Below are 25,366 nucleotides of genomic sequence, written 5' to 3' on the forward strand. Positions count from 1 at the left end.
ATCGCGGTTCTAACCGCGATTGCCACTCACGAGACAGTCAGAGCCAGTCGTCCGGGCGGGGCCAGGGCATGAGCGCGGTGAGCGCGTCCGGCACCGGTTCGGTGACTGTGTAGCGGCCGCGGTGGAACAGCAGCGGGCGGGCGTCGGACGTCTCGCCCAGCGCGGTCACCCGGCCTACCACCACGTAGTGGTCCCCGGCCGGGTGGACGGCCTGCACCTCGCAGTCGACCCAGGTCAGGGCTCCGTCCAGCAACGGCGCGCCCGAGGGGGCGGGCCGCCAGGACACTCCGGAGAACTTGTCGCCGCCGCGGCGGCCGAACTCGGCGCAGACCGACTGCTGGTCTTCGGCGAGCACGTTCACCGCGAACGTGCCCGCGGCGGCCAGCGCGGGCCAGGTGCGCGACGTCCGGGCGACGCAGAACAGCACCAGCGGCGGGTCCAGCGACAACGCCGCGAAGGACTGGCAGGCGAAGCCCACCGGCCCGGTCGGCGCGGGCGAGCTGGCGTAATCGGCCAGGGTCTGCGAGCCCTCGACATAGCCGGTCACCACCGTCACGCCGGTGCAGAAATGGCCCAGCACCTCGCGAAACCGGTCCGGCACTGCCTCCGGAACAGCGGCTGTCATTGCGAGCCCACCGAGAAATCGTGGCCCCACAACGAAACCGCGGTGCTTTCGCGGGCGATCCAGTCCTCGTCCTCGACCTGCCGGCCCTCGCAGCCGAACTCGACGTCGAAGCCGCCGGGGGTCTTCATGTAGAACGACAGCATCAGGTCGTTCACGTGCCGGCCCAGCGTCGCGGACATCGGGACGTTCTTGCGCTTCGCGCGGTCCAGGCACAACCCGACGTCGTCGGTCTCCTCGACCTCCACCATCAGGTGCACGATCCCGCTCGGCGTCGGCATCGGCAGGAACGCCAGGCTGTGGTGGCGCGGATTGCAGCCGAAGAACCGCAGCCACGCCGGGTCGCCGTCGGCCGGGCGGCCCACCATCTGCGGCGGGAGGCGCATCGAGTCGCGGAGCCGGAAGCCCAGCACGTCCCGGTAGAACCTCAGCGCGGCCTCGTCGTCGTGGGTCGACAAAACCACGTGACCCAAGCCCTGCTCGCCGGTGACGAAGCGGTGCCCGTACGGGCTCACCACCCGCCGGTGCTGCAGCGCGACCCCGTGGAACACCTCCAGCGTGTTGCCGGACGGATCGGTGAAGCTGATCATCTCCGCCACGCGGCGGTCGGCCAGCTCGTCGGGCGTGCCTTCCTTGTACGGCACCGAAGCCGCGTCGAGCCGGGTGCGGACCTCGTCCAGCTCCGCGGCGTTGGCCGCCTCCCAGCCCGCGACCGCCAAACGGTCCTTCTCCCCCGGCACGATCACCAATCGCGCCGGGAAATCGTCCATGCGCAGGTAAAGCGCGTTCGGATCGGTGCCCGAACCCTCCACCATGCCGAGCACCTTCAGCCCGTAGACGCGCCAGGCGTCCATGTCCGTGGCCTCGATGCGCAGATATCCCAGCGAACGGATAGCCATCACGAACTCCCGAGGAAGTCGAGGGCGAGTCGGTTGAACTCGTCGAACTTCTCCAGCTGCGCCCAGTGGCCGCAGCCGCCGAACACGTGCAGTTGCGCACGCGGAATCGTCTTCAGCGCGAGCAAAGCGCCATCGAGCGGGTTGACCCGGTCCTCCCGGCCCCAGACGAGCAGGACCCGTTGGCGCAGGCGGTAAGCCTCGCGCCACAACATGCCTTCCTCGAAGGAATCCGGCAGGCTGAACGACTTGCCCATCGCCCGCATCGCGGCGAGCGACTCCGGCGAACGAGCGATCTCGAAGCGTTCGTCGATCAGCTCGTCGGTCACCAAAGCCTGGTCGTGCACCATGATCCGGAGGAACGCTTCCATCCGCTCCCGGGTCGGATCCCCGGCGAACCGGGACAGCAGCCGCACGCCTTCGGTGGGGTCCGGGGCGAACAGGTTGACGCTCAACCCGCCCGCGCCCATCAGCACCAGCCGCCCCGCGCGTCCGGGATGGTTCAGCGCGAGCCGGACCGCCGCGCCCGCGCCGAGCGAATTGCCGACGATGTGCGCTTTTTCGATGCCGAGCTGGTCCATCAGGCCGACGACCGCGTCCGAGCTGTGCCGGAAGTACTGCGGGTGGTCAGTCGGCTTGTCGGACCGGCCGAAGCCCGGCTGGTCGATCGCCAGTGTGCGGTAAGACTTTCCGAACACCGGCAGGTTGCGGCCGAAGTTGCTCCACGCCGAGGCACCGGGGCCGCCGCCGTGCAGCAACAGCACCGTCTCGGCGTTTTCCGCGCCGGATTCGTGGTAGTGCAGGCGAATACCGCCCGCAGTGTCTACATAGGAACCTTCGGGTGCCATCAGACCATCGCATTCTCGACGGGCAAACCGAATTCGCCGGTGCCGAACATGACGTACGCGCGCTCCGCGTCGTTCGCCGCGTGCACCCGGCCAGCGTGCGCGTCGCGCCAGAAGCGCTGGATCGGCGTGCCCCGTTGCAGTGCGCGGCCGCCGGAGTTCTCGAAAAGCCGGTCGATCGCGGAGATCGCCCGCTCGGTGCCGCGCACCTGGTCCCGGCGCACCCGCAACCGCGTGCTGAACGGCAGCTTTTCGCCCTTGCAGGCCAGCTGGTACAGCTCGTCGATGTTGTGCGTCAGCTGCAGCCAGGCCGCGTCGATCTCGCTGCTCGCTTCCGCGATCCGCACCTTCGAGAACGGGTCCTCTTTGGACTGCTCGCCCGCGTAGGCCGCCCGCACCCGCTTGCCCTGGTGCTCCACATGCGCGTCGTACGCGCCCTGCGCCATCCCGATGATCGGCGCGGTGATGGTGCTCGGGTGCACGGAGCCATAGGGCAGCCGGTACAGCGGGCCCGGGTTGACTTCCTGGCCCGGGGTCTTGCACTTCGACGTCGCCATGAAGCTCAGCGCGCGGTGCTTGGGCACGAACACGTCCTCGACGACAATGTCGTTGGACCCCGTGCCGCGCAGCCCGACCGTGTCCCAGACGTCCACAATGGAGTAGTCCGAGATCGGCACGAGATACGTGCAGAAGTCCACCGGCTTGCCGTCGGCGAACGCCGGCCCGCCCAGCAGCACCCACGTGCAGTGGTCGCTTCCGGACGAGAAGCTCCATCGCCCGGACAGCCGGTAGCCGCCCTCGACGACGGTCGCCTTGCCCATCGGCGCGTACGACGAAGAAATCCGCACGTCGTGGTCCTCGCCCCACACGTCCGCCTGGGCTTGCGCGTCGAACAACGCGACGTGCCACGGGTGCACGCCGAGAATCGACGCGACCCAGCCGGTGGACCCGCAGGCGCTCGCGATGAGCTTGACCGCGGTGTAGAAGGTGACCGGGTCGGCTTCCAAGCCGCCGTACGGTTTCGGTTGCAGCAGGCGGAAAAATCCGGTCTCCTGCAGCGCTTTCACTGATTCGGCGGGGATCCGACGGGCGTCCTCGGTCTCCTGTGCGCGTTCCCGCAGCACGGGAAGAAGGTCGCGCACCCCCGCGATCACGGCAGCCAGCTCGCTCATCGGCCGTCCTCTCTCGCTCGACACGCTCAAGACTAGAACACGTTCTCGTTTTTGTCGACGCGGTCTGCCCCGTGCGCGCCGTGCAACCCTGCTCGGCGACCGGAAAACACGCAGTCAGCCAGCGAAAGACCGCTCACATACGACCTGGAACAGATTCCCACCGCGGTGCGTCCGGCGGCGTAAAGCCCGCGTACGCCGGCCACCGCGCCGGTGTCCTCGTCGACCACCAGGCCGCCCAGCGTCAGCATCGGACAGGGATAGCCGAGGTTGGGTTTCACCGACACGTCGATCAGCGAGTACGGCGGCGTGTCCAGCGGGCGCGCGAAGTCCGCCGGCTTGCCTGCCGGGTCCGGACCGCGCTGATACTCGGCATAAGTCGCGGCGAGCCCAGCCGGATCAACCCCTGCGCGCGCGGCCGCCTCCTCGATCGTCCCGGCGGTCACCCGCCCCTTGCCCAGCAGATAGCGCAGCTGCAGCGTCGCGAACCATTGGCCTTGTTTTCGCCCGTCCCGCCGGGCTTCGGCGACGATCGGCTCGTCGACCAGCAGCCAGCCGCGTCCGCCGTGCTCGGCGATCATCCGCTCGCCGATCGCCGCGCCGTACCGGGACTCGTCGATGATCCGCCGGCCGCCCGCACCCACCAGCAGCCCGCCGAGAAACGCCGACGGCGGCGTCAGAAACCGCCACGCCGACACCCGGTCCAGCTCCGCAGTACGTCCGCCGACTTCCACGCCCATCCGGATGCCGGAACCGTCGTCGGCGGAAGTCCCGAGATCCAGCCCGCCGCGATACGCGGGCGCGTGCTCGCGCACCATCGCCCGGTTCACGATGAACCCGCCCGCCGCCAGCACCACGCCTCGCCGCGCACTAATCCGCAGCTCACGGGCGTGCTTACGCTCAATCCGCTCCACCCGCTGATGCAACGACCGACGCATCGCAGGCACGTAGATACCTGGCTTCGCCGCCCAATCCGCGAGCCGCGCATGCCGCGCCCGCACCCACGAAGGCGCGTCGCGCAAAGTATGCGTGAGCACCCCGGTGACGGTGCCCGAGTCGTCGGTGATCAGGTTCATCGCCTGCGTCTGCGGTAAAACGCGAACCCCACGCTCGCGAGCCGCCGCCAGCAACTGCTTCATCAGCAGCTTCCCGGACGTGCCCGGCCCCTTGACCCGGTGTCCGCGCGGCGCGGGTTTCGCCACGTCGCGGAAGCCGCCGGACAGTTCGCTGCCGGAGTAGTACAGGTAGTGCTTGTTGCTGGGATACGACGTCTTGTAGTCGCACATGCTGCCCTCGAACGGCACGCCTTGCCGCTCCAGCCACGCCACCATGTCGACGCTTTCCTCGCAGAAGCGCCGCAGCGTCCGTTCCGACACGACGTCGCCGGTTTCCATCCGCAAGTACGCGTACATCGCGTCCACGCTGTCGTCGACACCCGCGGCGCGCTGCTGCGGCGTCCCTCCCCCGGCGTAGACCACGCCGCCGCTCACGCGACTGGCCCCGCCGCCGGAGAACCGGTCGACCAGCAGCACCTCGGCGCCCGCGTCGGCCGCTTCGATGGCCGCGCACACGCCGGCCGCGCCGGCTCCGATGATCACGACGTCCGCGCCAAGCTCGTCCATAGTCCGCCACCCTAGAACTGGAACACGTTCTCGTCTATGGTGACGGAAGTGGCCCCGAGCAGGCCAGCTTTAGCCGATAACACGTTGCATGTGAGGTGGCATGTCGGACGAGTACGACGTGGTGGTGGCCGGCAGCGGCGCCGCCGGGATGACCGCCGCGCTCGCCGCCGCCCATCGCGGGCTTTCCGTGGTGGTGCTGGAAAAGGCAGCCTGCTTCGGCGGCTCGACCGCCCGCTCCGGCGGGGGCGTCTGGCTGCCGGGCAACCACGCGCTGCGGGCCGCGGGCATCGAAGAACCACCCGAACGCGCGAGGCAGTACCTGGAGTCGATCGTCGGCGACGTCGTGCCGGAGCGGTTGCGCACGACCTTCCTCGACCACGGTCCCGAGGTGCTGGAGTTCGTCACGCGGAACACGCCGCTGGAGTTCCAGTGGGTCCCCGGATACAGCGACTACCACCCCGAAGCGCCCGGCGGACGTCCCGGCGGCCGGTCCGTGGAGCCGAAGCCGCTCGACGGCAAACTCCTCGGCGCCGACCTCGCGCGGCTCGAACCGCCCTACAGCGCGCCGCCGCTCGGCGTGCCGATCACCCAGTCGGACTATCGCTGGCTGAGCCTGATCGCCCGGCATCCGCGCGGGTTCGCCCGGATGCTGTCGCTCGGAATGAAATGGCTGGTCGGCCGGGTCCGCGGGCAGCAGCCGCTGTCCATGGGGCAAGCGCTTGCGGCCGGGCTGCGGAAGGGCCTGCGGGACGCCGGCGTCGAGGTCCTGCTGGACACGCCGCTGGTCGATCTGCAGGTGGAAAACGACGTCGTCACCGGCATCGTGGCGCGTCGCAACGGCGAAGAGACGCTGTTCCGCGCGCGTCGCGGAGTGGTGCTGGCCTGCGGCGGCTTCGAGCACAACGAAGAGATGCGCACCAAGTACCAGCGCGCGCCGATCGGCACCGAATGGACCGTCGGCGCGGAGGCGAACACCGGCGACGGCATCAACGCCGGCCTCAAGCTCGGCGCGGCGACCGACCTGATGGACGACGCCTGGTGGGGCCCGTCGTTCCCGCTCACCGGCGGCCCGTGGTTCGCGCTCGCCGAGCGGTCCCGGCCCGGCTGCCTGATGGTCGACGCCGACGGCACGCGGTTCGTGAACGAATCCGCGCCGTACGTCGAGGCCGTGCACGCGATGTACGGCGACGGCGACGGCCCCGGCAAGCACGTCCCCGCGTGGCTGGTGTTCGACCAGCGCTACCGCGACCGCTACCTCTTCACCGGCCTCGGCCCGCGGCAGCCGCTGCCCGGGCGCTGGTACAAGGCCGGGATCGTGGCCAAGTCCGCGACGCTGGCCGGGCTCGCCGAGAAGATCGACGTGCCCGCCGAAGCGCTGGAGCAGACAGTCACGCGGTTCAACGGCTTCGCGCGCAAGGGCGTCGACGACGACTTCCAGCGCGGGCTCAGCGCCTACGACCACTACTACGGCGACCCGCGCAACCGCCCCAACCCGAGCCTCGGCGAACTCGCCAAGGCCCCGTACTACGCGGTCCGCGTGGTGCCCGGCGACCTGGGCACCAAGGGCGGGCTGCGGATTGACGAAAAGGCCCGCGTCCTGCGAGAGGACGGCACGGTCGTGCCCGGCCTCTACGCGGCGGGCAACACCGGCGCGCCGGTGATGGGCCGGACCTACGCCGGACCGGGCGCGACCATCGGCCCGGCGATGGTGTTCGGCTACCTTGCGGCACAGGCGCTGGCGAACGAAGATCAGACCGGCACGGGAGGCAGGCAGTGACGCCGAAGACCGATGGATCCGAGATCCGCACGATCGACGCCGGGGCGCCCCCGGCGCGGTACGCCCGCGGCTGGCACTGCCTTGGGCTCGCCGAGCACTTCCGCGATGGCAAACCGCACGCGGTCCAGGCGTTCGGCACCAAGCTCGTCGTGTTCGCGGACACGGCCGGAAAGCTCAACGTGCTCGACGGGTACTGCCGGCACATGGGCGGCGACCTGACCCAGGGTTCGGTGAAGGGCGACGAGATCGCCTGCCCGTTCCACGACTGGCGCTGGGGCGGCAACGGCAAGTGCAAGTCGATCCCCTACGCCAAGCGGGTCCCGCTGCGGGCGCGCACCCGGGCGTGGCAGGTGCTGGAGGAGAACAAGCAGCTGTTCGTCTGGCACGACCCGGAGGGCAACCCGCCGCCGGAGAACGTCGTGATCCCGCGCGTCGAGGGCGCGTTCAGCGACGAGTGGAGCAACTGGACCTGGGATTCGATCCTCATCGAGAACGCCAACTGCCGCGAGATCATCGACAACGTCGTGGACATGGCGCACTTCTTCTACATCCACTACGCCTTCCCCACGTATTTCAAGAACGTGTTCGAGGGCCACATCGCGACCCAGTACCTCAACACCAAGGGCCGCCCGGACATGGGCATGGCGTCCAATTACGGCGGCGAGGAAAACCTGCTCCGCTCGGAGGCGTCGTATTTCGGCCCCTCCTACATGATCAACTGGCTGGTGAACTCCTTCCAGGGCTTCGAAATCGAGAACGTGCTGATCAACTGCCACTACCCGGTTTCGCCGACGTCGTTCGTGCTGCAGTGGGGCATCATGGTCAAGAAGATGCCCGGGATTTCCGACGAGCACGCGGACAAGATCGCCGGGAAGCTCGCGAAGGGCATCGGCGTCGGGTTCCTGCAGGACGTGGAGATCTGGAAGAACAAGACCAAGATCGACAATCCGTTGCTGTGCGAGGAGGACGGCCCGGTTTACCAGCTGCGCCGCTGGTACGACCAGTTCTATGTGGACGCCGCGGACGTCACCGAGGACATGACGCGCCGGTTCGAGTTCGAAGTGGACACCACGAAGGCGAACGAGGTGTGGGCGGCCGAGGTGCAGGAAAACCTGGCGCGCCAGCGGGCGGAGGCCGAGGCGGCGGCTGAGTCGGAGGAGGCTGGGGTGTGACGGCCGAAGCCACCGAATTCCTCACCTCCGGGCTGCGGCCGCACGAGTGCCGCAGCTGCGGAACCTGTGTGCTGGTCAAGAAAAACAGCCTGAAGCACACCAGCATCCAGTGGACCACCGACGCCGCGACCAGCTGTCCGGTGTTCGCCGCGCACGCCGCGTCCGGCGGCAACACCGCGTTGCTGGACACCTGCGAGAAACTCGCGGACAGCATCGACACCGCGGTGCGCGACGGCAATTTCGGGCAGGTGCGCAATGACTGACGTCGTCACGCTCACCGTCGCCGAGGTGATCGAGGAAACCGCGGACGCCCGGTCCATTGTGTTCACGGTTCCGGACGAGCATCTCGACCGGTTCGCCTACTCCCCCGGGCAATTCCTCACGCTGCGGATTCCCAGCGACCAAACGGGTTCCGTCGCGCGGTGCTACTCGCTTTCCAGCGCGCCGCACGAGGGCCGGGTGCAGGTTACGGTCAAGCGAACTGTCGACGGGTACGGCTCGAATTGGGTTTGCGACGAGCTTCGGGCGGGCGCGACGATCGACGTGTTGCGGCCCTCCGGCGTGTTCTGTCCGTCCTCTTTGGACTCCGATTTCCTGTTGTTGGCCGCGGGCAGCGGGATCACGCCGGTGATGTCGATCCTGAAGTCCGCGCTGGAAAAGGGCGACGGCCAGGTGGTGCTGGTCTACGCCAACCGCGACGAGCAGTCAGTCATCTTCGCCGCGGAATTGCGTGAACTGGCCGAGCGATTCGGCGACCGGCTCACCGTGGTGCATTGGCTGGAAAGCCTGCAGGGACTGCCGACCGTCACCGCATTGCGGGCGCTCGCCAAGCCGTATATGGGGCATGAAGCGTTCCTCTGCGGCCCGGCTCCGTTCATGGCCGCCGCGCAGGACGCGTTGCGCGAACTTGGTGCGCCGCGCGAACGCGTGCACGTGGAGAAGTTCCACTCGCTCACGGGGAATCCCTTCGCGGACGAACCTGAACCCGAGGAAGACGCCAGCGGTGAGACCACCGCGCTCACCGTCGACCTCGACGGCGAGACCCGGCAGATCACCTGGCCGCGGCAGCGGAAGCTGCTCGACCACCTGCTCGCCGAAGGACTCGACGCGCCGTATTCCTGCCGCGAGGGCCAGTGCAGCGCGTGCGCGTGCCGCATCGTCTCCGGCGAAGTGAAAATGCTGAACAACGAGGTGCTGGACGCCGACGACATCGCCGACGGGATCGTGCTGGCCTGCCAGTCGGTACCGTTGACCGACGAGGTGTCCGTCAGCTACGAGTGAGTGGAGAGTCCGTGCCCATCGATCCCGCGGTCGCGATCGGAGCCGATCTCGGCGAGGTCTGTTTCGCCTGGACGCCGTCCGACGTGCTGCTGTATCACCTGGCCGTCGGCGCGGGCGCGGATCCGGTGGCCGAGCGCGAACTGCGCTACACCTACGAACGCGACCTGCGTGTGCTGCCGACCTTCGCCACCGTCGCGGCCAATCTGCGCACCTTCGAGCCGCCCGCGCTGAAGTTCCCCGGCGTCGACGTCGACCTGGCGAAAGTGCTGCACGGCAAGCAAGAGATCGAACTGCACCGGCCGATCCCGGTCGAGGGCAAGGCGGTCGCGCGCACCCGGATCGCCGACGTCTTCGACAAGGGCAAGGCCGCGGTGCTGGTGCAGGAGACCGAGGTCGCCGACGAGTCCGGCGCTCCATTGTGGACAGCCAGGTCCAGCATCTTCGCCCGCGGCGAGGGCGGCTTCGGCGGCGAACGCGGACCGTCGGACAAGATCGAGTGGCCCGACCGCGAACCGGACGCCGTGCTCGACGTGCCGACCCTGCCGCAGCAGGCGCTTTTGTACCGGCTGTGCGGCGACCGCAACCCGCTGCACGCCGACCCGGCGTTCGCCGCGGCGGCCGGGTTCGACCGGCCGATCCTGCACGGGCTGTGCACGTACGGCGTGGTCGCGAAGGCCGTGGTCGACGCGTTCCTCGACGGCGATCCCGAGCGCGTCTCGACATTCGGGACGAAGTTCGCCGGCGTCGTGTTCCCCGGCGAAAACCTGCGCGTGCGCGTGTGGCGTGAAAACGGACGTCTGCTGGTCACGACCACCGCGCCGGAACGCGGCGATGCGCCTGTGCTGGCCGACACAGTGCTCCGGCCCCGCTGACCTTCGGGACCGTTATACGGTTGTCCCATGGCGGACGAGCGAGACGGCACCTTCTTCGTGGTGCGCGGGCCAGTCGAGCCGGGCGACAAGCGCGGCCGTGAGCTGGGCTTCCCCACCGCGAACATCGCGCTGCGCGACCAGCGCGGCGAACTGGGCGACGGGGTGTGGGCCGGCTGGGCGGAGCGAGCGGACGGCACGCGCGTGGCCGCCGCGGTGTCGGTAGGCCGCCGCCCGACCTACTACGGAGCCGACGGCTACCGGCTGGTCGAGGCCTTCCTGCTCGACTTCGAGGGCGACCTGTACGGCGAACGCCTCACCGTCTGGCTCGGCAAGCACCTGCGCGACCAGCAGGGGTTCGGTTCCGCGCAGGAGCTGATCGACGCGCTGGGCCGGGATGTTGCTGCGGCTCGCGAGTGGGTTGCGGCGCATCCGGCGGACACGCTGCCGACGCTGGCGGAGCTGCCGCCGGACGGCGAAGTCCAGCGGATCGGCTGATTCGCCGAGGTTGATTCGCGCGGTGGCGTGCAGCATGACATCCATGTCTGCTGGCGCTCTGCCAAAGCTGGCCAAGCAGCGTGCAAGAATTCCCGTCGCAACGATGAAGTCCAGCAGCTGGGCTGATCCCACCGGACTAATCCACCGAAGCTGATTCCGCCGAGGCTGATTCCGCCGGGTTTGCTTCACCCTGGCCGGTTCGCCGGGCTGATTCACGCTGGCTGAGGCACCAGCGTCGATTTACCAGGCTGCTCCCCACCGGAACGGCGAAGTCCAGCAACTGGGCTGATCCCGCCGGACTAATCCACCGAAGCTGATTCCGCCGGGTTCGCTTCGCCCTGGCCGCTTCGCCGGGTTGACGCACACTGGCTGAAGCACCCGGTTCGAGTCGCCAGGCTGCTCCCCGCCGGATCGAGTCAGACAGCGGCGATCAGCATGACACCCATCCCCGCGCCCATCGCCGCCCGGCACAGCGTGCGCGACGCGTGTCCCGGCACCGTCGTGCCGCGCGATCGCATCGCCACCACGCCCGAGCGGACCGCGTCCACCGCGAAGTAAGCCGCCGCCCCCAGCGCGACCACCGGCCACGCAAGCCGGGTGTCCATTGTGGACATCGTCATCCATGGCCCGTGCACCATTCCGCCGTGCGGCATCGCGGTGACCATGTACAGCATCGCCGCCGCCGACAGCGCGTGATGTGCGCAGCTATGGCCCTCGGCGCGACCCCGCCAGGCAGCGAAAGCGAACCAGCCCGCGGTCAGCACCAGCACCGCCTGCCAGCCCGCCGCGGGGATCGGGCCGCCGACCGGGGACAGCATCGCGACCATCGCCACCACCAGCAGCAGTTCGGCGAGGTCGCCGTTGCGCACCCGATGGCCGAGGCTGACGTAGTCGAGCCTCACCAGCCGCAGCACGCACGGCAGCGCCAGCAACGCGAACAGCGCGGTGAACAGCCAGGCCAGCGGCACACTCACCTCGGCACCTCACTCCTCCGGACACGCTGCGTCACACGGGCCTTACCACCGTGACACGCGCGAGGCGGCAGGCACCAGCCAGCAATGAGGTGATCCGCGTTGACCCACAAGGGCTATGCGCGGGCCGACAAGCCCAGCTCAGGCCGCTACCCTCGGCCGATGCGCCCGCTGAGATACTCCGTCAACGTCACGCTGGACGGCTGCTGCGACCACCTCGCCGGCATCGCCCCGGACGAGGAGATGCACCGGCATTCGACCGAGATCATCGCCCGCGCCGACGCTCTCCTCTTCGGCCGCGTGATCTACGAGATGATGGAGGCGGCTTGGCGGCCGTCCGCGCGGCCCGCCGAACGGCCGGACTGGATGGAGCCGTTCGGCCGGACGATCGACGCGGCCAAGAAGTACGTCGTGTCCAGCAAGCTCGAACGCGTCGACTGGAACGCCGAACTCGTGCGCGGCGATCTGCGGGAAGCGGTGCTGCGGCTCAAAGACCAGCCCGGCAAGGGGTTGTACACCGGCGGCCTGCAGTTGCCGCTCGCGTTGGCCGCGATGGGGCTGATCGACGAGTACGAGTTCGTGGTGCATCCCCGGATCGCGGGACACGGGCCGACTTTGTTCTCCGGGCTGCCGGAGCACCTCGACCTGAAGCTCGTGGACCGGCTGGAGTTCTCCTCCGGAGCGGTGGCGATGCGGTATGAGCCCAAGAATCCTCAGCGGGCCTGAGTCAACACCAGTCCGCTCGTCGGGACGCCGGTTCCCGCCGTGACCACCGCGGTACCGGCGTTGGCGACCTGGTTCGCCGCCGTGCCGCGCAGCTGCCGGACCGCCTCCGCGATGCCGTTCATACCGTGGATGTAGGCCTCGCCGAGCTGACCGCCGTGCGGGTTGAGCGGCAGCTTCCCGTCGAGGGTCAGCGTGTCGCCCGCGATGAAGTCCTTCGCCTCGCCGCGACCGCAGAAACCCAGTTCCTCCAGCTGCATCAGGACATACGGGGTGAAGTGGTCGTACAGCACCGCGACGTCCACATCGGACGGTCCAATGCCGGACTGGCCCCACAACTGCCGTCCGACCACGCCCATTTCCGGCAGCGCGGCGAGATCGTCGCGGTAGTAGCTGGTCATCACGTACTGGTCCGGCCCGCTCCCCTGCGCCGCCGCCGACACCACCACCGGCGCCTGCCGGAGGTCGCGCGCGCGTTCGAGGCTGGTGATGACCAGCGCGACGCCGCCGTCGCTTTCCTGGCAGCAATCGAGCAGGTGCAACGGTTCCGCGACCCAACGCGAAGACTGATGCTCCTCCAGCGTGATCGGCCGGCCGTGGAACCAGGCGTTCGGGTTGGTCGCCGCGTGCGCCCGGTCGATGACCGCGATCTTGCCGAAATCCTCGCTGGTGGCCCCGTATTCGTGCAGATACCGCTGCGCGACCATGGCCACCGTCGCGGCCGGGGTCGCGATGCCCATCGGGTAGTGGAACGCATTGTCCACACCGGACGTATTGACCTGCTGCGCCGCGGCCGCCGACACGCGGCCGAACCGCATTCCGGAGCGCTCGTTGAACGCCCGGTACGCGACCACGACGTCGGCGATCCCGCTCGAGACCGCCATCGCCGCCTGCTGCACGGTCGCCGCTGCCGCGCCGCCGCCGTAATGCACGCGGCTGAAGAACGTCAGCTCCGGAATGCCCAGCTCGCGGGCGAGCGCGATTTCCGCGTTGCCGTCCATGGTGAACGACACCATGCCGTCCACATCGGACGGTTTCAATCCAGCGTCGGCCAGTGCGTGGCTCACGCATTCGGCCGCCAGTCGCAGTTCGCTGCGTCCGGAATCCTTGGAGAACTCCGTCGCGCCGATTCCGGCGATGGCGGTGGTCCCGGTGAACGTCATGCGTCCTCCTCCGGCAGCGTCAGCGAAACCGTGCCGGTCACGTGCGCACCTAGACTGTCCACAGCGGACACTTCGAGCTCGACGTCGTTGCCTTCGCGAGCGGTGACCCGGCCGGAAAAGGCGAGCGTGTCCCCGGCGTAGCACGGCACGCCGAGCCGGATCTTGATCGAGCGGATGAGCGCTTGCGGACCGGCCCATTCGCTCACGTACCGCTGCACCAGCCCGGTGTCGGTAAGGATGTTGAGGAAAATGTCCTTCGACCCGCGCGCGACCGCGGCGTCCCGGTCGTGGTGCACGTCCTGGAAATCGCGGGTCGCCAACGCCGTACTGATCACGAACGTCGGCGTCGCTTCGAGCACCATCGGCGGCAGTTCGGTCCCGACTGCGGCAGTCATCGCGCCACCTTCCACGCGGGCAGGGTCAGGTCGTCGTCGACGCGCACGAACGCGGCGGTCACCGGAAGTCCGATGTGGACCTCGTCCGGTTCGGCGTCCAGCAATTCGGCCATCACCCGCACGCCTTCCTCCAGCTCCACCAGCGCGACCACGAACGGCAGCCGCTTGCCCGGAACCGCGGGATGGTGGTGCACGACGAAGCTGTAGACCGTTCCGCGCCCGCTGGCGACGACGTAGTCCGGCGTCGTGTCGAGCGATCCGTCCGGCGGCATCGGACCGGGCGGATGCCGCAGCACGTCGCCCCAGCGCTGGATGCGCAGTTCGCCCTCGCGCAAGCCTTCCCAGAAAAACGCCGTGTCGTGGCTGATCACCGGACGCAGCACCGGCGACGGCGGCGGTTCCGGTTCGCGCGGGCGGAACTTCAGCACGCGGAACACCATGTCCGCCACCAGTTCCCCGTCGACATACCAATTCGTCCGGGTGGTCACGAACCAGCCCTCGCCGAGCCCGGTGCGCTTCGGGCCGGTGACGTCCTCCAGCACGTTCGTGGTCGAAACGTGTTCGCCGGGCCGGAGATACCGGTGATAGGTCTGCTCGGAGTTAGTGGCCACAATGGACGTGTACCCGGCGTCGTCGAGCACCTTCAGGATCGCGCCGAGCGGGTCGTCGTCCCCTCGCACGCCGTGCAGCCCCGGCATGGTCCACACCTGCGCCATCGCCGGCGGCGCGACGAGTCCCTTGTGGACGCTCGTCTCGGCGAAGTCCGCGTCGGTGTACACCGGATTGGCGTCGCCGATCGCCTCGACCCAGTTGTTCACCATCGCCTGGTTCACCGGATCGCGCGCGTACCTCAGCGCGCTTTCGCCCTGTGCGGCGATTTTCGCGGCGGCTTCCTCGATCGTCATCGCGGCACCCTCGGCAGTTTCAGTCCGGCGGAGGCGATCAATTCGCGCTGGATCTCGCTGACGCCTCCGCCGAACGTCAGCACCAGGTTCCGTTTCGCCAGCACGTCGAGCCATTCGGCGAGTTCCGCGGTGTCCGGGTCGGCGAGGTCGCCGTGCCGCCCGACCAATTCCTCCAGCAGCCGCCCGATCCGCTGGATTCGCTCGGAGGCGAACACTTTCGTCGCCGAAGCGTCCGCGATCTCGACCGACCCGTCCGCCGCTGCCGCCGCGACCTGCCAGTTCAGCAGTTCGTTGACCCGCGCGACCGCGAACGTCTCGGCCAGCACCGCGCGCACGTCCGGAAGGTCGAGCAGCGCCGCGCCGTCCGGGGTCCGGCGCGCCGCCGCCCATGCCCACACGCGGTCGTGCAGGCCGCCGATGCGCCCGGCCGGGCCGAGCATCACGCGCTCGTGGTTGAGCTGTGTCGTGATCAGCCGCCAGCCGCGGTTTTCCTCGCCCACCAGCATGTTCGCCGGCACCCGGACGTCCTCGTAGAACGTCGCGTTGACGTGGTGCGCGCCGTCGCAGGTGATGATCGGCGTCCACGAATAGCCGGGGTCGCGGGTGTCGACGATGAGGATCGAGATGCCCTTGTGCTTCGGCGCGTCCGGATCGGTGCGCACGGCGAGCCACACGTAATCCGCGTCGTGGCCGCCGGTGGTGAAGATTTTCTGGCCGTTGATCACGTAATCGTCGCCGTCGCGGACCGCGCGCGTGCGCAACGAGGCGAGATCCGTTCCGGCTTCCGGTTCGGTGTAGCCGATGGCGAAGTGCACTTCTCCGGCCAGAATCTTCGGCAGGAACATCGCTTTCTGTTCCTCAGTACCGAATGCCTGCAACGTCGGCCCGACTGTCTGCAGCGTCACCGACGGAAGCTGGACGTCCGCGCGGGCGGCCTCATCCACGAAGATGTGCTGCTCGATCTCGCCGAAACCGCCGCCGCCGTATTCCTTGGGCCAGCCGACGCCGAGCTTCCCGTCGCGGCCCATCCGGCGCACGACGTCGCGATACACCTGCCCGTGCCGCTCCCGCAGCAATGCCCGGCGCTCGTCGGAGGTCAGCAGACCCGCGAAGTACTCGCGCAGCTGCGCCCGCAGTTCTTGTTGCGCGGCCGTCAGTTCGATGTGCATGCTCATCCCGCCACTCGTTCGCCCAGCCGACCGAGCCGGTGCGCCGCTCCCCCGACCGCGCGGCCGAGATCCTTCACCGCCGAGGAATACCGGTGCAGCGGATAAGTGCGGTCGACGCCGACGCCGCCGTGCAAGTGATGACAGATCGCCAGCGCGGACGGCGCCTCCTCGGTCAGCCAGTACGCCGCGATGTCCAGCTCCGTGTCCGCGTCCAAACCGGACGCCAGCCGCCACACCGCCGACAGCGCAGCCAGGTGCACGGTGCGGGAAGCGACGTAGACGTCCGCGATTTGCTGGGCCACCGCTTGGAAAGTCGCAAGTGGACGGCCGAATTGCTCGCGCTCGCCGACATGTTTGGCCGTCAACGCCAACGCTCCGGCAAGCAGTCCGTCGCCGAGCGCGAGCGCGCCCGCCAGCGCGTAGCGGTGCAGCGTCTGCAACGCATGGCCCGCCGTGCAGTCACGCAGGAAGTCCGCTTCGCTCACCTTCACGCCATCGAACCGCACCGTGTACTCCGGCGTCCCAGACGCGTTGTACGCGGGCAGCACTTCAACGCCGTCCGCACGCGGATCCACGAGCGCGACGCCGGTGCCGCCCGGCAACGCGATCGGCGTGAGAATCCGGGTCGCCTCGGCCGCGTATGGCACGTGCGTCTTGACGCCGGTCACCGCCCACGCACCGTCCGCCGCCGCACCGCTGGTCCCGGGGATGGAGGTCAGCGGTGCGGACGGCTCGTGCAAGGCAGCTGTGAGAATGCTCTCCCCCGCTGCCGCGGGCGGCAGGAACTCGGCGCGCTGCGCGGGGGTGCCGAGCGCCTCGATCGGCAGGATGCCGAGCGCCAGCACGGCGTACGCGGGCACCGCCGCCGCGGCCCGGCCCACCTCGGTGAGCACCGGGGCGACGTGCTCGACGCCGAGCCCGTCGCCGCCGAGGTCGGCCGGCAAGGGCAGCGCGAGCAGGCCCGCGTCGGCCAGCGCTCGCCACTGGTCCGCGGGCTCGTCGGCCTTCCCGAGCACTTGCGCGGCGAGCGAGGTGATCTCGCCCTGCGTATCGTCGGGGGTGAAGTCCACTCCGGTCTCCCTCCACCTAGGTGGAACACGTTCTATTTTTAGCCGGAATGGGCTGGCTCGGCAACCCCCAGGACCCGGGGCCCGGGCTGTGGATCGACCGCGAAGCGGAGAGGGGCGGCACGCCGACGTGGGTGCGGAACAAGTTCTCAAATCAGCGCTGGGCGACGTCGGCTGGCAAGCCACGAGGAAGCTCGCGACCATCCCGCCCACCGCGGGCGTCCCCGCCCCGCAGCCGCTGTCCCTGCCCGGCCGCGGCCAGACCGTCGTGGTCGACGTCGGCCCGCGGCACGCTCCCGCGGTGATCCTGCTGCACTCGGTGGCGTGCACCGGCCTGCTCACCTGGTATCCCGCGCTGAAGCGGCTGTCGGCGAACCACCGGGTCGTCGTGTTCGACCAGCGCTGGCACGGCCAGGGCATCCGCACCCACGAGTTCAGCCTCGACGACTGCGCGGACGACGTGGCGGCGGTCGCGGACGCGCTGGGGATCGACGAGTTCATGGTCGCGGGCTACTCGATGGGCGGCATGGTCGGCCAGCTGACCGCCCACCGCTACCCGGACCGCGTCACCGGCCTGGTGCTGTGCTCGACGGCGAGCAACTTCCGCCGGGGCATCCGGCAACGCGTGGCGCTGGACCTGTTCGGCCGCACCCTGCACCTGCTGCGCGACCAGGCCCGCATCGGCCTCGTCCCGGGCGAACCCCGCCGCGAACGCCTCGCCCGGCTGGAGGACCACCGGTGGGCGCTGGAGGAATTCCGCTCGACGAGCCCGTGGGCGATCGCGGTAGCGCTGGACGAGATCGGGCGCTTCGATTCGACCCCGTGGCTGCACACGCTCGATCTGCCCGCGGCGGTGGTGGTGACTTCGCGGGACGGGTTCATCGCGCCCGCGCATCAGCGGAGTTTGGCGCGGCGGATCCCTGGGGCGGCGACTTATGAGATTCCGGCTGGGCATACCGCGTGCGTGTTCGCGGCGGACCAGTTTGTGGCGGCGTTGATGGCGGCGTGCACTTCCGTTCAGGCCGCGGTGGCTGGGCAGGGGCGGATCGCGGACTCGGCTTAGGGGCTCGTAAGTGTTTATCCCGGTTCTAACCGGGATTGCCACTCACGACCCCCTAGTAGGTCGAAACCAGGTCCGCGGGCCGAAGCTCCAACCGGTACGGCGCCTCCAGCCGCACCGCATCGTCCCCGGAAGCTTCCCCGTCCAGCACATACTCGCCGTCGACCAGCCGGAAGCAGCTCAGCGTCGGCTCGTTCGGTTCGATCACCCAGTAGTACGGGCAGCCCGCGAGCGCGAGCCGGGCCGGCTTCAGGAACCGGTCGATGTGCCTGCTCGACGGCGACACCACCTCGACCGCCAGCACCGGGACGCCGACCAGCGCGCGTTCGGTGAACGTCTCGCGCCGCCCGACCACGACGTCCGGGATCATCACGGTGAACTCGTCGAGCACCACGTCCACCGGCGCGGGGAGGACCTCGCAGTCGGCAGGGCACACCGGGGTGAGCGCGGCCAGGAGGCGCGCGACCACCCGCTGGTGCAGCGGACGCGGGGACGGGCTCACCAGAAGCGTCCCGTCCACCAGCTCGTACCGGCGGCGTTCATCCGAGATCGTCTCCAGGTCCCGACGCGTGAGACGGTCGCCGTGCGCGAACATCGGGACTGTCATCATGCTGCCCCCGCTGGCGGGCCGACCGGAAACGACTCGGCCAGGGTAGTCGGGCACGCGCGGCAGCGCGAACCGTCCCGCGACCGGCCGCCGACCCGGCTAGCCCATTCGCCGCGGGGCTCGGCCGCCGAATCGCTCACCGTGGGTCACCGAAACGCGGGGATACCGCCCCGGACAGCGCAGCCGTGCCCAGCGAACAGGTTCTTTCGCGGAAGCCGATCGATTTATCGAAACCGCAATTCCGCGTCCAGTAAACGGCCATCACGGGATCACCTACCCGTTGCCTGGCCTCGAAAAACCCGCGTTGGCGCATCCCGAAAGGAAACCCTATCATCGGCGGTGCCCGCGTCCCGTGAATGGGTGATTCAGCGGAATTTCACCATTCCGCACGCCATTCGCGCTCCGTGATTAACCGGCCGGACCGCTGCGCCGCCTAGGCTGAACGGACGTGTTCGAATTCTTCTCCTCCGGTGGTGGTCGCATGCCTGCCCCCAGCCGCCCGGCGTCCCTCTTCCGCCTCGACGGCTCCGCCGCGGAAACCGACCTGCTGACCCCGCTGTCCCCCGAACAGATCAGCGCCGACCGCCCGGTCGACCTGCCCGGCGCCCGCGCGCGACTGGTCGCCGGCGCGTTCCGCACCGAGGCCCCGCAATGGCTGCAGCACGCCGAGGCCCTCGGCGGCGGCCCGCTCGACCTGCCCTCGACGCTGCCGTTCGCCGTGCTCCTCGTGCCGCGCCCGCCGTGGACCTACGCGGTCACCTGGGGCGCGGGACATCTCGTGCTCAACGACGAACACGTCGAGCAGGGTTTCGGGCTGCGCTTCGGAATCCGCCGCCTCGACCCGTTCGACCTCGGGCTCGTCGCGAGCGCCGCGCTGGACGTTTCCGCGCGGGCCACCCAGATTTCGATCCCGGGCGGCGGCGAACTGTCCGCGTTCCGGCTCGAACCGTACGGAGATCTCGTCCACCGGCTCGCGGGTTCGGCGGACCTGACCGACCTCACCTACGGCCGGGTGACCGGCAAGCGCTACCGCATCCGCGTCGGCACCTCGCTGTGGGCGCCGCTGGCGAAGGATCCCGAAGCGTTCCTGGCCGATCTCGACGCTGTCGGTGCCGTCGTCGACGAACCGGACGCGGATTCCGCACTGCGCTTCATCGCCCAGACCCGCCCGATGGACCGGCACCACCCGCTCGTGCCCGAACTGGAACGGCAACTGGCCGAAGCGCTCGGCGGCAGCGACGCACTCGGCCTCGCCTGGCCGTCGAGCGCCGCGAACGACGCGGAGAACGCCGGTTCGTTCCGCATCACCACGCTCGGTCCTGGCGGCCCGATCCACGTGCCCGGCCGCCTGGAACTGGAGCACTTGACCACCCGCCTCGCGACGATTCCCGTTGAGCGACGGCTGAAAGCCCTGCGCGCGGGCCGCATCACGACCTGCGCCGACGAGGCCGGCGCGGAACCCACCGGAGCGCCGCTGCCCGCCGCTCGCTGGCTGGTGTTCGAGACGACTGTCGAGCACACGCGGTACGTCTTCCATCAGGCCCGCTGGTACCGGATCGGCGAAACATACGTGGCGCAGATGCGGGATCAGGTGCGTGATCTGTTGGCGCGCAAGCACACCTGGCCGGACATCACGTGGAAGCCGAGCGGTCAGCCTGATGACGAACACCGGTATTGCCAGCGAGTGGCGGCTCTTGCTCCGGGGTATCTGTGCCTGGACAAGGATTTCGCGAGCACTCCCCTGCATCCGCGATTCGAGCTGTGCGATCTGCTGGGGCCCGAGGATGAGCTGATCCACGTGAAGTGGCTGGGCCGCGCGACGGCGGCCAGCCATCTCTACACACAGGCGCTGGTGTCCGCCGAGGCTCTGCACGACGAGCCGGACGCGTTGGCGCAGCTGGCCGACAAGGTGTCTACATTGGACTCAGGGCGAATGCTGGGCGGCGCACCGGACACTGTCGTGCTCGCTGCCGCTGGACGGGCGTGGAACGTGGACGAGCTGTTCACGCTCTCCCAGGTCGCCCTGCTGCGGCTGGACCGAGCGGTGCGCAGCCTGCGCGCGACGTTGAAGTTCGCCGACATCCCCTACACGGCGAAGAAGAAACGTCGTTAGACCGGCGCTGCCTTGCTCAGCTCGTCCAGAGCCTCCGGCAACGCGTCCGCCAGCGGCCACAGATCCTTCACCAATTCCTTGGCCCCCAGCAACCCCACCCCGACCTTGCCGTCATTCGACAACACCGTGATGTTGAGCCCCGCCCCGTGAAACACCGGCCCCAGCGGATACAGCCCGGTGATCCGCGCGCCCAGCAAATACAGCGGCATCGGCGGCCCGGGAACGTTCGAAATAATCAGGTTGTGCACCACCGGATGCCGTTCGGCCAGGCGCAGCGCCGAATACGCGCGCACGCCCAGCCCGAACACCGTCGCCGGGGAGAATTGGGCCCAGTCGGCGAGCATGTCGGCGTCGATGTCGTAGTGGTGGTCCTTCGCCCGCCGGTTCGCCTCGGCCAGGAAGAACACGCGCGCCGCCGGGTCGGGCAAATGCGTGGGCAGCGAAGCGAAAAAGGCGGAAACCCGGTTGCTGCCATGATCGCGTTCCGTGCGTTCATGCACCGACACCGGAACCGTCGCCACCAGCGGATCGCCCGGCAATTCGCCGCGAGCGAGCAGGAATTGCCGCAGTGCGCCGGAAACCAGCGCGAGCACCACGTCGTTCACGGTGACGCCGAAAGCGTCCTTCACCTGCTTCACCGCATCAAGGTCCAGCTGCGCGAACGCGACCGAACGGTGTCCGGTGATGGTCCCGTTCAGCGAGGTCCGCGGCGCGGTGAACGGCACCGGCATTCCCTTGCCGCGCACGGTTTTCATCGCCCACTTCGGCACCAGACCGAGCAGCTCCGGCAGCAGCCGGGCAATCTCGAACGGCCGGTGCAGCAGCGAATCGGCGCTCTCGCGCAGCAGCCGCAACCGGGTGGGCAGGCCGTCGTTGTGCTGCTCGCCGGCAGGCAGCTCGGGCAGCGGCGCGTCGGGTTCGAGCCCTGCGAGGTAGCCGATCAGGCTGGCCCCGCCGACGCCGTCGACGCTCGCGTGGTGCATTTTCAGCAGCACCGCCAGCCGTCCGTCCGACAGCCCCTCGATGACGTAGCACTGCCACAGCGGATGCGCGCGGTCGAGCCGCTGCCCGGCGATGTGCGCGCACATCTCGGCGAGCTCGCGGTCGTCGCCCGGCGCGGGCAGGCCGATCCGGTGCACGTGGTTGTCGAGGTCGAAATCCTCGTCCTCGACCCACACCGGATGGTTGAGATTCCAGAGTGGATTGTGGAGTTTGCGGCGGAACGCCGGGATCACCGCGACGCGTTCGGCGAGGCGGCGCTTGAACTCGGGGAACGCGTAGCCGCCGGGCATGGTCGAACCGTCGAGCGTCAGCAGGCCGCAGACGTGCAGGACCTGCGAGGGCGTCTCCAGGTAGAGGAAGCTCGCGTCCAGCCCGCTCAGTCGCTGCATGCCTGCCAGCGTAAGGCAGAACCCTGGCCGGGGCGCTCGGCGGAGGTAGCATCGGGCAGGTGAAACCGGACTTCGTGACCCGCCGGGCGGCGCAGCTCGGCCTCGCCGCGCTCGCGCTGCGGCCGCCGAAACCGCGGCCGACCTCGATCCCGGTGTTCTTCGCCGGCTGGCTCACCGGCGAGCTCGCGCCGCACCTGCTCGCTCTCACCGCGGCCGACACCGTGCAGCACGTCGCGCGCCACGGGTTGCACCGGCGCCGCGACCGCGCCGGGCTGGCGCTGGCGGCGCTGTCCGCAGCCGGTTTCGCCTCCCTGATCGCGACCTCGCAGAAGGCGCGCATCGAGGTCGAGTCCGCGCTCACCGAAGCACTCGGCGAGGACTACGCCGGCCAACTCGAGAGCCCGTCGGACTTCTCGACGCCGTGGGGACGGCTGCTGATGCCGTTCCGGATCCACGAACCGGATGTGGTGCGCGACCGGAATGTCGCTTACGCCCCTGGCGGCAAACGATTCCTGCTGGACGTCTACCGTCCGCGCGAAACCGTCCGCGACGCGCCGGTGCTGCTGCAGATCCACGGCGGCGCGTGGACGATCGGCAACAAGGAACAGCAGGGCCTGCCGCTGATGCGCCACCTCGCCCGCCGCGGCTGGGTCTGCGTGGCGATCAACTACCCGCTCTCCCCCGCGTCGCGCTGGCCCGCGCACATCGTCGCCGCCAAGCAAGCGCTCGCCTGGATCCGCGAGCACATCGCGGAGTACGGCGGCGACCCGCGGTTCGTCGCGGTCACCGGCGGTTCGGCGGGAGGGCACCTGGCCGCGCTGCTCGCGCTGAGCCAGAACGACCCGGCGCTGCAGCCCGGTTTCGAGGAGGCGGACACGAGCGTGCAGGCCTGCGTGCCGCACTACGGCGTGTACGACATCGCCGCGTCGACCGGCGAGGAGGAAAGCCGGTACCGGCTGGAAAGCCTGATGGCGCGGCGGGTGTTCGCGCCGGAACACCGGCTGGACGACTATCTCGCGGCGTCCCCGATGGACCGGGTCGCCGAGGACGCGCCGCCGTTCTTCGTGATCCACGGCCGCCACGATTCGCTCGTGCCGGTCGCCGAGGCGCGGGAGTTCGTCGCCCGGCTGCGCGCCAAATCCGCCCATCCGGTGGCGTACGCGGAACTCGCCGGCGCGCAGCACGCGTTCGACGTGTTCCCGTCCATCCGCAGCACGCACGTGGTGCGCGGCGTCGAGCATTTTCTTGATTGGGCTCGCGCTCAGGCGTTGACGCCGGTGAGCGAGAAGAATTCCTGACGCGACCGGGCGTCCTCGCGGAGCGTGCCCATCAGGGTGGACGTGACCGTGGACGAGCCGGTCGCCTGCACGCCGCGCAGGGTCATGCAGGTGTGCTCAGCCTCGATCACGACGCCGACGCCTTTCGGTGCCAGCTGGTCGCCGAGCCAGCCCGCGATCTGCTTCGTCAGCCGCTCCTGCACCTGCGGACGGCACGCGAAGTACTCGACGATCCGCGCGAGCTTCGACAGCCCGAGGATCCGCTCGCCCGGCAGATACCCGACGTGCGCGACGCCGATGAACGGCAGCAGGTGGTGTTCGCAGACCGACCGGACCGGGATGTCGCGGGCCAGCACCAGCTCGTCGTAGCCCTCGTCGTTGGGGAACGTGGTGAGGTCGAACTCGCGGGGCGTGAACAGCTCCGCGTACGCGCGCGCCATCCGGCCGGGGGTGCCGCGCAGGCTCTCCGAGTCGAGGCTGACGCCGAGCGCGCGCAGGAAGTCCCCCGCGGCGGTTTCAGCCGCGGCCAGGTCGAGGCCGGGATCGGGCTCGTGGACGACGCGGAGGGCGGTTCCGGACGACTGCATGGGCGATCCTCGGGCGGTCGGTGCTGGCAGGACGGGTTTCGCCTACAAATCTTGGTCTTATCGCCTCCCGGAGTCAATGTGACCAGGTGAACAAGCCGGGTAGCGGGTTCGGAGAACCTCGCTGGGCGTTATCGTGGGTGTGTGACGAGTGACCTGGCGACCATCCGCGCGGTAGCGGCGCTGGACGAGGACCTGCGCCGGGGGATGTACGCGTTCATCCGCGACGCCGGCCGCCCGGTGACGCGCGAGGAGGCGGCCTCGGCGGTCGGCATCTCGCGCAAGCTGGCAGCCTTCCACCTGGACAAACTCGTGACGGCCGGACTCCTGAGCGCCCGCTACGAGACCGTCGGCGGCGTCCGCAAGGTGGGCCGCGCCCCGAAGGTCTACGAGCCCGCCGCGACCGATTTCACGATCACCATCCCGCCCCGGCATCCGGACGTGCTGGCCGCGATCCTGGTGGACGCGGTCGCCTCGGCGGCCCCCGGAGAACCGGCCCGGGACGCCGCCCTGCGAGAGGCCGGACGGCACGGTTCCGCGGCCGGCACCGCCGAACGCGAACGCTCCCGCCCCGGCCGGCTGGGCACGGAACGCGGGCTGACGCTGGCGAGCACGGTCCTGGCCCGGCACGGTTTCGAGCCGAACCGCGAGACGCCGGTGTGCCTGCGGATGCGCAACTGTCCGTTCCAGCCGCTGGCCGGACGCGCGCCGGATCTGGTGTGCGGGATGACCGACCGGTTCCTGACCGGGGTCGTGGAGGGGCTGGAAGTGCCGGGGGTGGCTACGGCCCGGGTCGCGCCGCGCGATGGCGGGTGCTGCGTGGAGCTTCGGGGGTCTGAGTCAGCCGGCAGTTGACCTGGCCTGCTTCAGCCTGCGGGCGAGGTAGGCGGGGACGTCTTCGAACTTGACGTGATCGTCGAAGACGCCGGTGCTGTCTTCGAAGACGGCCGCCGAGAGGTCGTGGATGACCAGCGCTTCGAATTCGGTGCCGTCGATGTCGAAGGCGAGGAACCAGTTCCACGGGATGGTCAGCGCCGGTGCTGACTCCGGGTGCAGCTCCACGGCGACGTTTCGCGCCGGGACTCGGGATTCCAGGTCGGCTTTCCAGTCCTGGCAGCGGTCGAGCATGAGCGGGCGTTGCTGCGCCCAGCTGCCGGGGTCGGGTCGTGCTGTCTTTCTTGCCACGTTCG

Annotated in this window: 26 protein-coding genes; 11 read left to right on the forward strand and 15 right to left on the reverse strand. The window is 69.4% G+C overall.

Translation table 11 applies throughout. The annotated features are described in order from the left end of the window. Positions 1-37: 37 nt before the first annotated feature. From hsaB to AB5I40_RS14200, 5 genes are read right to left on the reverse strand one after another with little or no spacing between them, the layout of a single operon-like run. Positions 38-625: a 3-hydroxy-9,10-secoandrosta-1,3,5(10)-triene-9,17-dione monooxygenase reductase subunit gene (hsaB, locus tag AB5I40_RS14180; protein WP_370938959.1), complete on the reverse strand. Its 588-nt coding sequence runs from the start codon at positions 623-625 to the stop codon at positions 38-40. After that, positions 622-1,521: an iron-dependent extradiol dioxygenase HsaC gene (gene hsaC / locus AB5I40_RS14185; protein ID WP_344267711.1), complete on the reverse strand. Its 900-nt coding sequence runs from the start codon at positions 1,519-1,521 to the stop codon at positions 622-624. The genes hsaB and hsaC overlap by 4 nt, the downstream gene beginning before the upstream one ends. Further along, entirely contained in the window at positions 1,521-2,366 is an 846-nt protein-coding gene (gene hsaD, locus AB5I40_RS14190) for a 4,5:9,10-diseco-3-hydroxy-5,9,17-trioxoandrosta-1(10),2-diene-4-oate hydrolase (protein WP_344267713.1), read from the reverse strand. The genes hsaC and hsaD overlap by 1 nt, the downstream gene beginning before the upstream one ends. Continuing rightward, on the reverse strand, positions 2,366-3,535 hold the full coding sequence (hsaA, locus tag AB5I40_RS14195; RefSeq protein WP_116206102.1) for a 3-hydroxy-9,10-secoandrosta-1,3,5(10)-triene-9,17-dione monooxygenase oxygenase subunit: 1,170 nt from the start codon (positions 3,533-3,535) through the stop codon (positions 2,366-2,368). Before hsaA ends, hsaD begins: the two co-directional genes overlap by 1 nt. A 32-nt stretch (positions 3,536-3,567) precedes the next feature. Then, entirely contained in the window at positions 3,568-5,154 is a 1,587-nt protein-coding gene (locus AB5I40_RS14200) for an FAD-binding protein (protein WP_370938960.1), read from the reverse strand. Between the two features lie 100 nt (positions 5,155-5,254). On the opposite strand from AB5I40_RS14200, the gene kstD reads away from it, so the two are divergent. The 6 genes from kstD to AB5I40_RS14230 are packed head-to-tail and all read left to right on the forward strand — an operon-like array spanning position 5,255 to position 10,751. Further along, positions 5,255-6,931 carry a 3-oxosteroid 1-dehydrogenase gene (kstD, locus tag AB5I40_RS14205; protein WP_370938961.1) on the forward strand — a complete coding sequence of 559 codons (1,677 nt, stop codon included), beginning with the start codon at positions 5,255-5,257 and terminating at the stop codon, positions 6,929-6,931. Beyond that, positions 6,928-8,103, forward strand: coding sequence for a Rieske 2Fe-2S domain-containing protein (locus tag AB5I40_RS14210; RefSeq protein ID WP_370938962.1), 1,176 nt, complete (start codon positions 6,928-6,930; stop codon positions 8,101-8,103). The genes kstD and AB5I40_RS14210 overlap by 4 nt, the downstream gene beginning before the upstream one ends. Then, positions 8,100-8,366 (forward strand): hypothetical protein, encoded by a 267-nt coding sequence (locus tag AB5I40_RS14215; protein WP_116206106.1) that lies wholly within the window; start codon positions 8,100-8,102, stop codon positions 8,364-8,366. Before AB5I40_RS14210 ends, AB5I40_RS14215 begins: the two co-directional genes overlap by 4 nt. Further along, positions 8,359-9,384 (forward strand): 2Fe-2S iron-sulfur cluster-binding protein, encoded by a 1,026-nt coding sequence (locus AB5I40_RS14220; protein WP_370938963.1) that lies wholly within the window; start codon positions 8,359-8,361, stop codon positions 9,382-9,384. The genes AB5I40_RS14215 and AB5I40_RS14220 overlap by 8 nt, the downstream gene beginning before the upstream one ends. An 11-nt stretch (positions 9,385-9,395) precedes the next feature. Beyond that, on the forward strand, positions 9,396-10,256 hold the full coding sequence (locus AB5I40_RS14225; RefSeq protein ID WP_370938964.1) for a MaoC/PaaZ C-terminal domain-containing protein: 861 nt from the start codon (positions 9,396-9,398) through the stop codon (positions 10,254-10,256). Positions 10,257-10,283: 27 nt separating this feature from the next. Next, on the forward strand, positions 10,284-10,751 hold the full coding sequence (locus AB5I40_RS14230; RefSeq protein WP_370938965.1) for a riboflavin kinase: 468 nt from the start codon (positions 10,284-10,286) through the stop codon (positions 10,749-10,751). Positions 10,752-11,167: 416 nt separating this feature from the next. Here AB5I40_RS14230 and AB5I40_RS14235 read toward each other — a convergent pair whose 3' ends face one another. Next, entirely contained in the window at positions 11,168-11,725 is a 558-nt protein-coding gene (locus AB5I40_RS14235) for a DUF5134 domain-containing protein (protein WP_370938966.1), read from the reverse strand. Between the two features lie 159 nt (positions 11,726-11,884). On the opposite strand from AB5I40_RS14235, the gene AB5I40_RS14240 reads away from it, so the two are divergent. After that, entirely contained in the window at positions 11,885-12,448 is a 564-nt protein-coding gene (locus AB5I40_RS14240) for a dihydrofolate reductase family protein (protein WP_370938967.1), read from the forward strand. Here AB5I40_RS14240 and AB5I40_RS14245 read toward each other — a convergent pair. Genes AB5I40_RS14245 through AB5I40_RS14265 form a run of 5 tightly spaced genes read right to left on the reverse strand, consistent with a single transcriptional unit; the run spans position 12,436 to position 17,147 of the window. Then, complete coding sequence (locus tag AB5I40_RS14245; RefSeq protein ID WP_344267734.1) at positions 12,436-13,608, reverse strand: lipid-transfer protein; 1,173 nt, start codon at positions 13,606-13,608, stop codon at positions 12,436-12,438. The two genes, AB5I40_RS14240 and AB5I40_RS14245, sit on opposite strands and share 13 nt — an antisense overlap. Continuing rightward, on the reverse strand, positions 13,605-14,003 hold the full coding sequence (locus AB5I40_RS14250; RefSeq protein ID WP_370938968.1) for a MaoC family dehydratase: 399 nt from the start codon (positions 14,001-14,003) through the stop codon (positions 13,605-13,607). The genes AB5I40_RS14245 and AB5I40_RS14250 overlap by 4 nt, the downstream gene beginning before the upstream one ends. Next, positions 14,000-14,908 (reverse strand): bifunctional MaoC family dehydratase N-terminal/OB-fold nucleic acid binding domain-containing protein, encoded by a 909-nt coding sequence (locus tag AB5I40_RS14255; RefSeq protein WP_370938969.1) that lies wholly within the window; start codon positions 14,906-14,908, stop codon positions 14,000-14,002. The genes AB5I40_RS14250 and AB5I40_RS14255 overlap by 4 nt, the downstream gene beginning before the upstream one ends. Continuing rightward, the gene (locus tag AB5I40_RS14260) at positions 14,905-16,077 is read right to left on the reverse strand and encodes an acyl-CoA dehydrogenase family protein (protein WP_370940520.1); all 1,173 of its coding nucleotides are present in this window, start codon (positions 16,075-16,077) and stop codon (positions 14,905-14,907) included. Before AB5I40_RS14260 ends, AB5I40_RS14255 begins: the two co-directional genes overlap by 4 nt. Positions 16,078-16,079: 2 nt before the next feature. Continuing rightward, positions 16,080-17,147, reverse strand: coding sequence for an acyl-CoA dehydrogenase family protein (locus AB5I40_RS14265; RefSeq protein ID WP_370938970.1), 1,068 nt, complete (start codon positions 17,145-17,147; stop codon positions 16,080-16,082). A gap of 127 nt (positions 17,148-17,274) precedes the next feature. Between AB5I40_RS14265 and AB5I40_RS14270 the strand changes: the two genes are divergently transcribed. Further along, entirely contained in the window at positions 17,275-18,207 is a 933-nt protein-coding gene (locus AB5I40_RS14270) for an alpha/beta fold hydrolase (protein WP_370938971.1), read from the forward strand. A gap of 52 nt (positions 18,208-18,259) precedes the next feature. Here the strand turns inward: AB5I40_RS14270 and AB5I40_RS14275 are convergent, their stop codons facing one another. Further along, positions 18,260-18,799, reverse strand: coding sequence for a Uma2 family endonuclease (locus AB5I40_RS14275; protein ID WP_370940521.1), 540 nt, complete (start codon positions 18,797-18,799; stop codon positions 18,260-18,262). 493 nt (positions 18,800-19,292) lie between these two features. Between AB5I40_RS14275 and AB5I40_RS14280 the strand changes: the two genes are divergently transcribed. Continuing rightward, on the forward strand, positions 19,293-20,924 hold the full coding sequence (locus AB5I40_RS14280; RefSeq protein ID WP_370938972.1) for a TIGR04141 family sporadically distributed protein: 1,632 nt from the start codon (positions 19,293-19,295) through the stop codon (positions 20,922-20,924). Here AB5I40_RS14280 and AB5I40_RS14285 read toward each other — a convergent pair. After that, the gene (locus AB5I40_RS14285; RefSeq protein ID WP_370938973.1) at positions 20,921-22,315 is read right to left on the reverse strand and encodes a wax ester/triacylglycerol synthase family O-acyltransferase; all 1,395 of its coding nucleotides are present in this window, start codon (positions 22,313-22,315) and stop codon (positions 20,921-20,923) included. The genes AB5I40_RS14280 and AB5I40_RS14285 overlap by 4 nt on opposite strands. 59 nt (positions 22,316-22,374) lie before the next feature. Here AB5I40_RS14285 and AB5I40_RS14290 point away from each other — a divergent pair, with 59 nt between their 5' ends. Continuing rightward, entirely contained in the window at positions 22,375-23,613 is a 1,239-nt protein-coding gene (locus AB5I40_RS14290; protein WP_370938974.1) for an alpha/beta hydrolase fold domain-containing protein, read from the forward strand. Here AB5I40_RS14290 and folE read toward each other — a convergent pair. Continuing rightward, positions 23,577-24,179 (reverse strand): GTP cyclohydrolase I FolE, encoded by a 603-nt coding sequence (gene folE, locus AB5I40_RS14295; RefSeq protein WP_370938975.1) that lies wholly within the window; start codon positions 24,177-24,179, stop codon positions 23,577-23,579. The two genes, AB5I40_RS14290 and folE, sit on opposite strands and share 37 nt — an antisense overlap. 141 nt (positions 24,180-24,320) lie before the next feature. Here folE and AB5I40_RS14300 point away from each other — a divergent pair, with 141 nt between their 5' ends. Further along, entirely contained in the window at positions 24,321-25,031 is a 711-nt protein-coding gene (locus AB5I40_RS14300) for a helix-turn-helix transcriptional regulator (protein WP_370938976.1), read from the forward strand. Here the strand turns inward: AB5I40_RS14300 and AB5I40_RS14305 are convergent. Then, positions 25,017-25,361 (reverse strand): hypothetical protein, encoded by a 345-nt coding sequence (locus tag AB5I40_RS14305; protein ID WP_370938977.1) that lies wholly within the window; start codon positions 25,359-25,361, stop codon positions 25,017-25,019. The genes AB5I40_RS14300 and AB5I40_RS14305 overlap by 15 nt on opposite strands. Positions 25,362-25,366: the final 5 nt, after the last annotated feature.

The organism is Amycolatopsis sp. cg13, from assembly GCF_041346965.1.
In the GTDB taxonomy this organism is placed as follows: domain Bacteria; phylum Actinomycetota; class Actinomycetes; order Mycobacteriales; family Pseudonocardiaceae; genus Amycolatopsis.

Coding starts and splice junctions, on each gene's coding strand:
- AB5I40_RS14200 (WP_370938960.1), bottom strand. CDS start 5,154: ATGGACGAGCTTGGCGCGGACGTCGTGATCATCGGAGCCGGCGCGGCC.
- AB5I40_RS14220 (WP_370938963.1), top strand. CDS start 8,359: ATGACTGACGTCGTCACGCTCACCGTCGCCGAGGTGATCGAGGAAACC.
- AB5I40_RS14285 (WP_370938973.1), bottom strand. CDS start 22,315: ATGCAGCGACTGAGCGGGCTGGACGCGAGCTTCCTCTACCTGGAGACG.
- AB5I40_RS14255 (WP_370938969.1), bottom strand. CDS start 14,908: ATGACGATCGAGGAAGCCGCCGCGAAAATCGCCGCACAGGGCGAAAGC.
- AB5I40_RS14280 (WP_370938972.1), top strand. CDS start 19,293: ATGCCTGCCCCCAGCCGCCCGGCGTCCCTCTTCCGCCTCGACGGCTCC.
- AB5I40_RS14230 (WP_370938965.1), top strand. CDS start 10,284: ATGGCGGACGAGCGAGACGGCACCTTCTTCGTGGTGCGCGGGCCAGTC.
- kstD (WP_370938961.1), top strand. CDS start 5,255: ATGTCGGACGAGTACGACGTGGTGGTGGCCGGCAGCGGCGCCGCCGGG.
- AB5I40_RS14245 (WP_344267734.1), bottom strand. CDS start 13,608: ATGACGTTCACCGGGACCACCGCCATCGCCGGAATCGGCGCGACGGAG.
- AB5I40_RS14275 (WP_370940521.1), bottom strand. CDS start 18,799: ATGTTCGCGCACGGCGACCGTCTCACGCGTCGGGACCTGGAGACGATC.
- AB5I40_RS14250 (WP_370938968.1), bottom strand. CDS start 14,003: ATGACTGCCGCAGTCGGGACCGAACTGCCGCCGATGGTGCTCGAAGCG.
- hsaD (WP_344267713.1), bottom strand. CDS start 2,366: ATGGCACCCGAAGGTTCCTATGTAGACACTGCGGGCGGTATTCGCCTG.
- hsaA (WP_116206102.1), bottom strand. CDS start 3,535: ATGAGCGAGCTGGCTGCCGTGATCGCGGGGGTGCGCGACCTTCTTCCC.
- hsaB (WP_370938959.1), bottom strand. CDS start 625: ATGACAGCCGCTGTTCCGGAGGCAGTGCCGGACCGGTTTCGCGAGGTG.
- hsaC (WP_344267711.1), bottom strand. CDS start 1,521: ATGGCTATCCGTTCGCTGGGATATCTGCGCATCGAGGCCACGGACATG.
- folE (WP_370938975.1), bottom strand. CDS start 24,179: ATGCAGTCGTCCGGAACCGCCCTCCGCGTCGTCCACGAGCCCGATCCC.
- AB5I40_RS14240 (WP_370938967.1), top strand. CDS start 11,885: ATGCGCCCGCTGAGATACTCCGTCAACGTCACGCTGGACGGCTGCTGC.
- AB5I40_RS14260 (WP_370940520.1), bottom strand. CDS start 16,077: ATGCACATCGAACTGACGGCCGCGCAACAAGAACTGCGGGCGCAGCTG.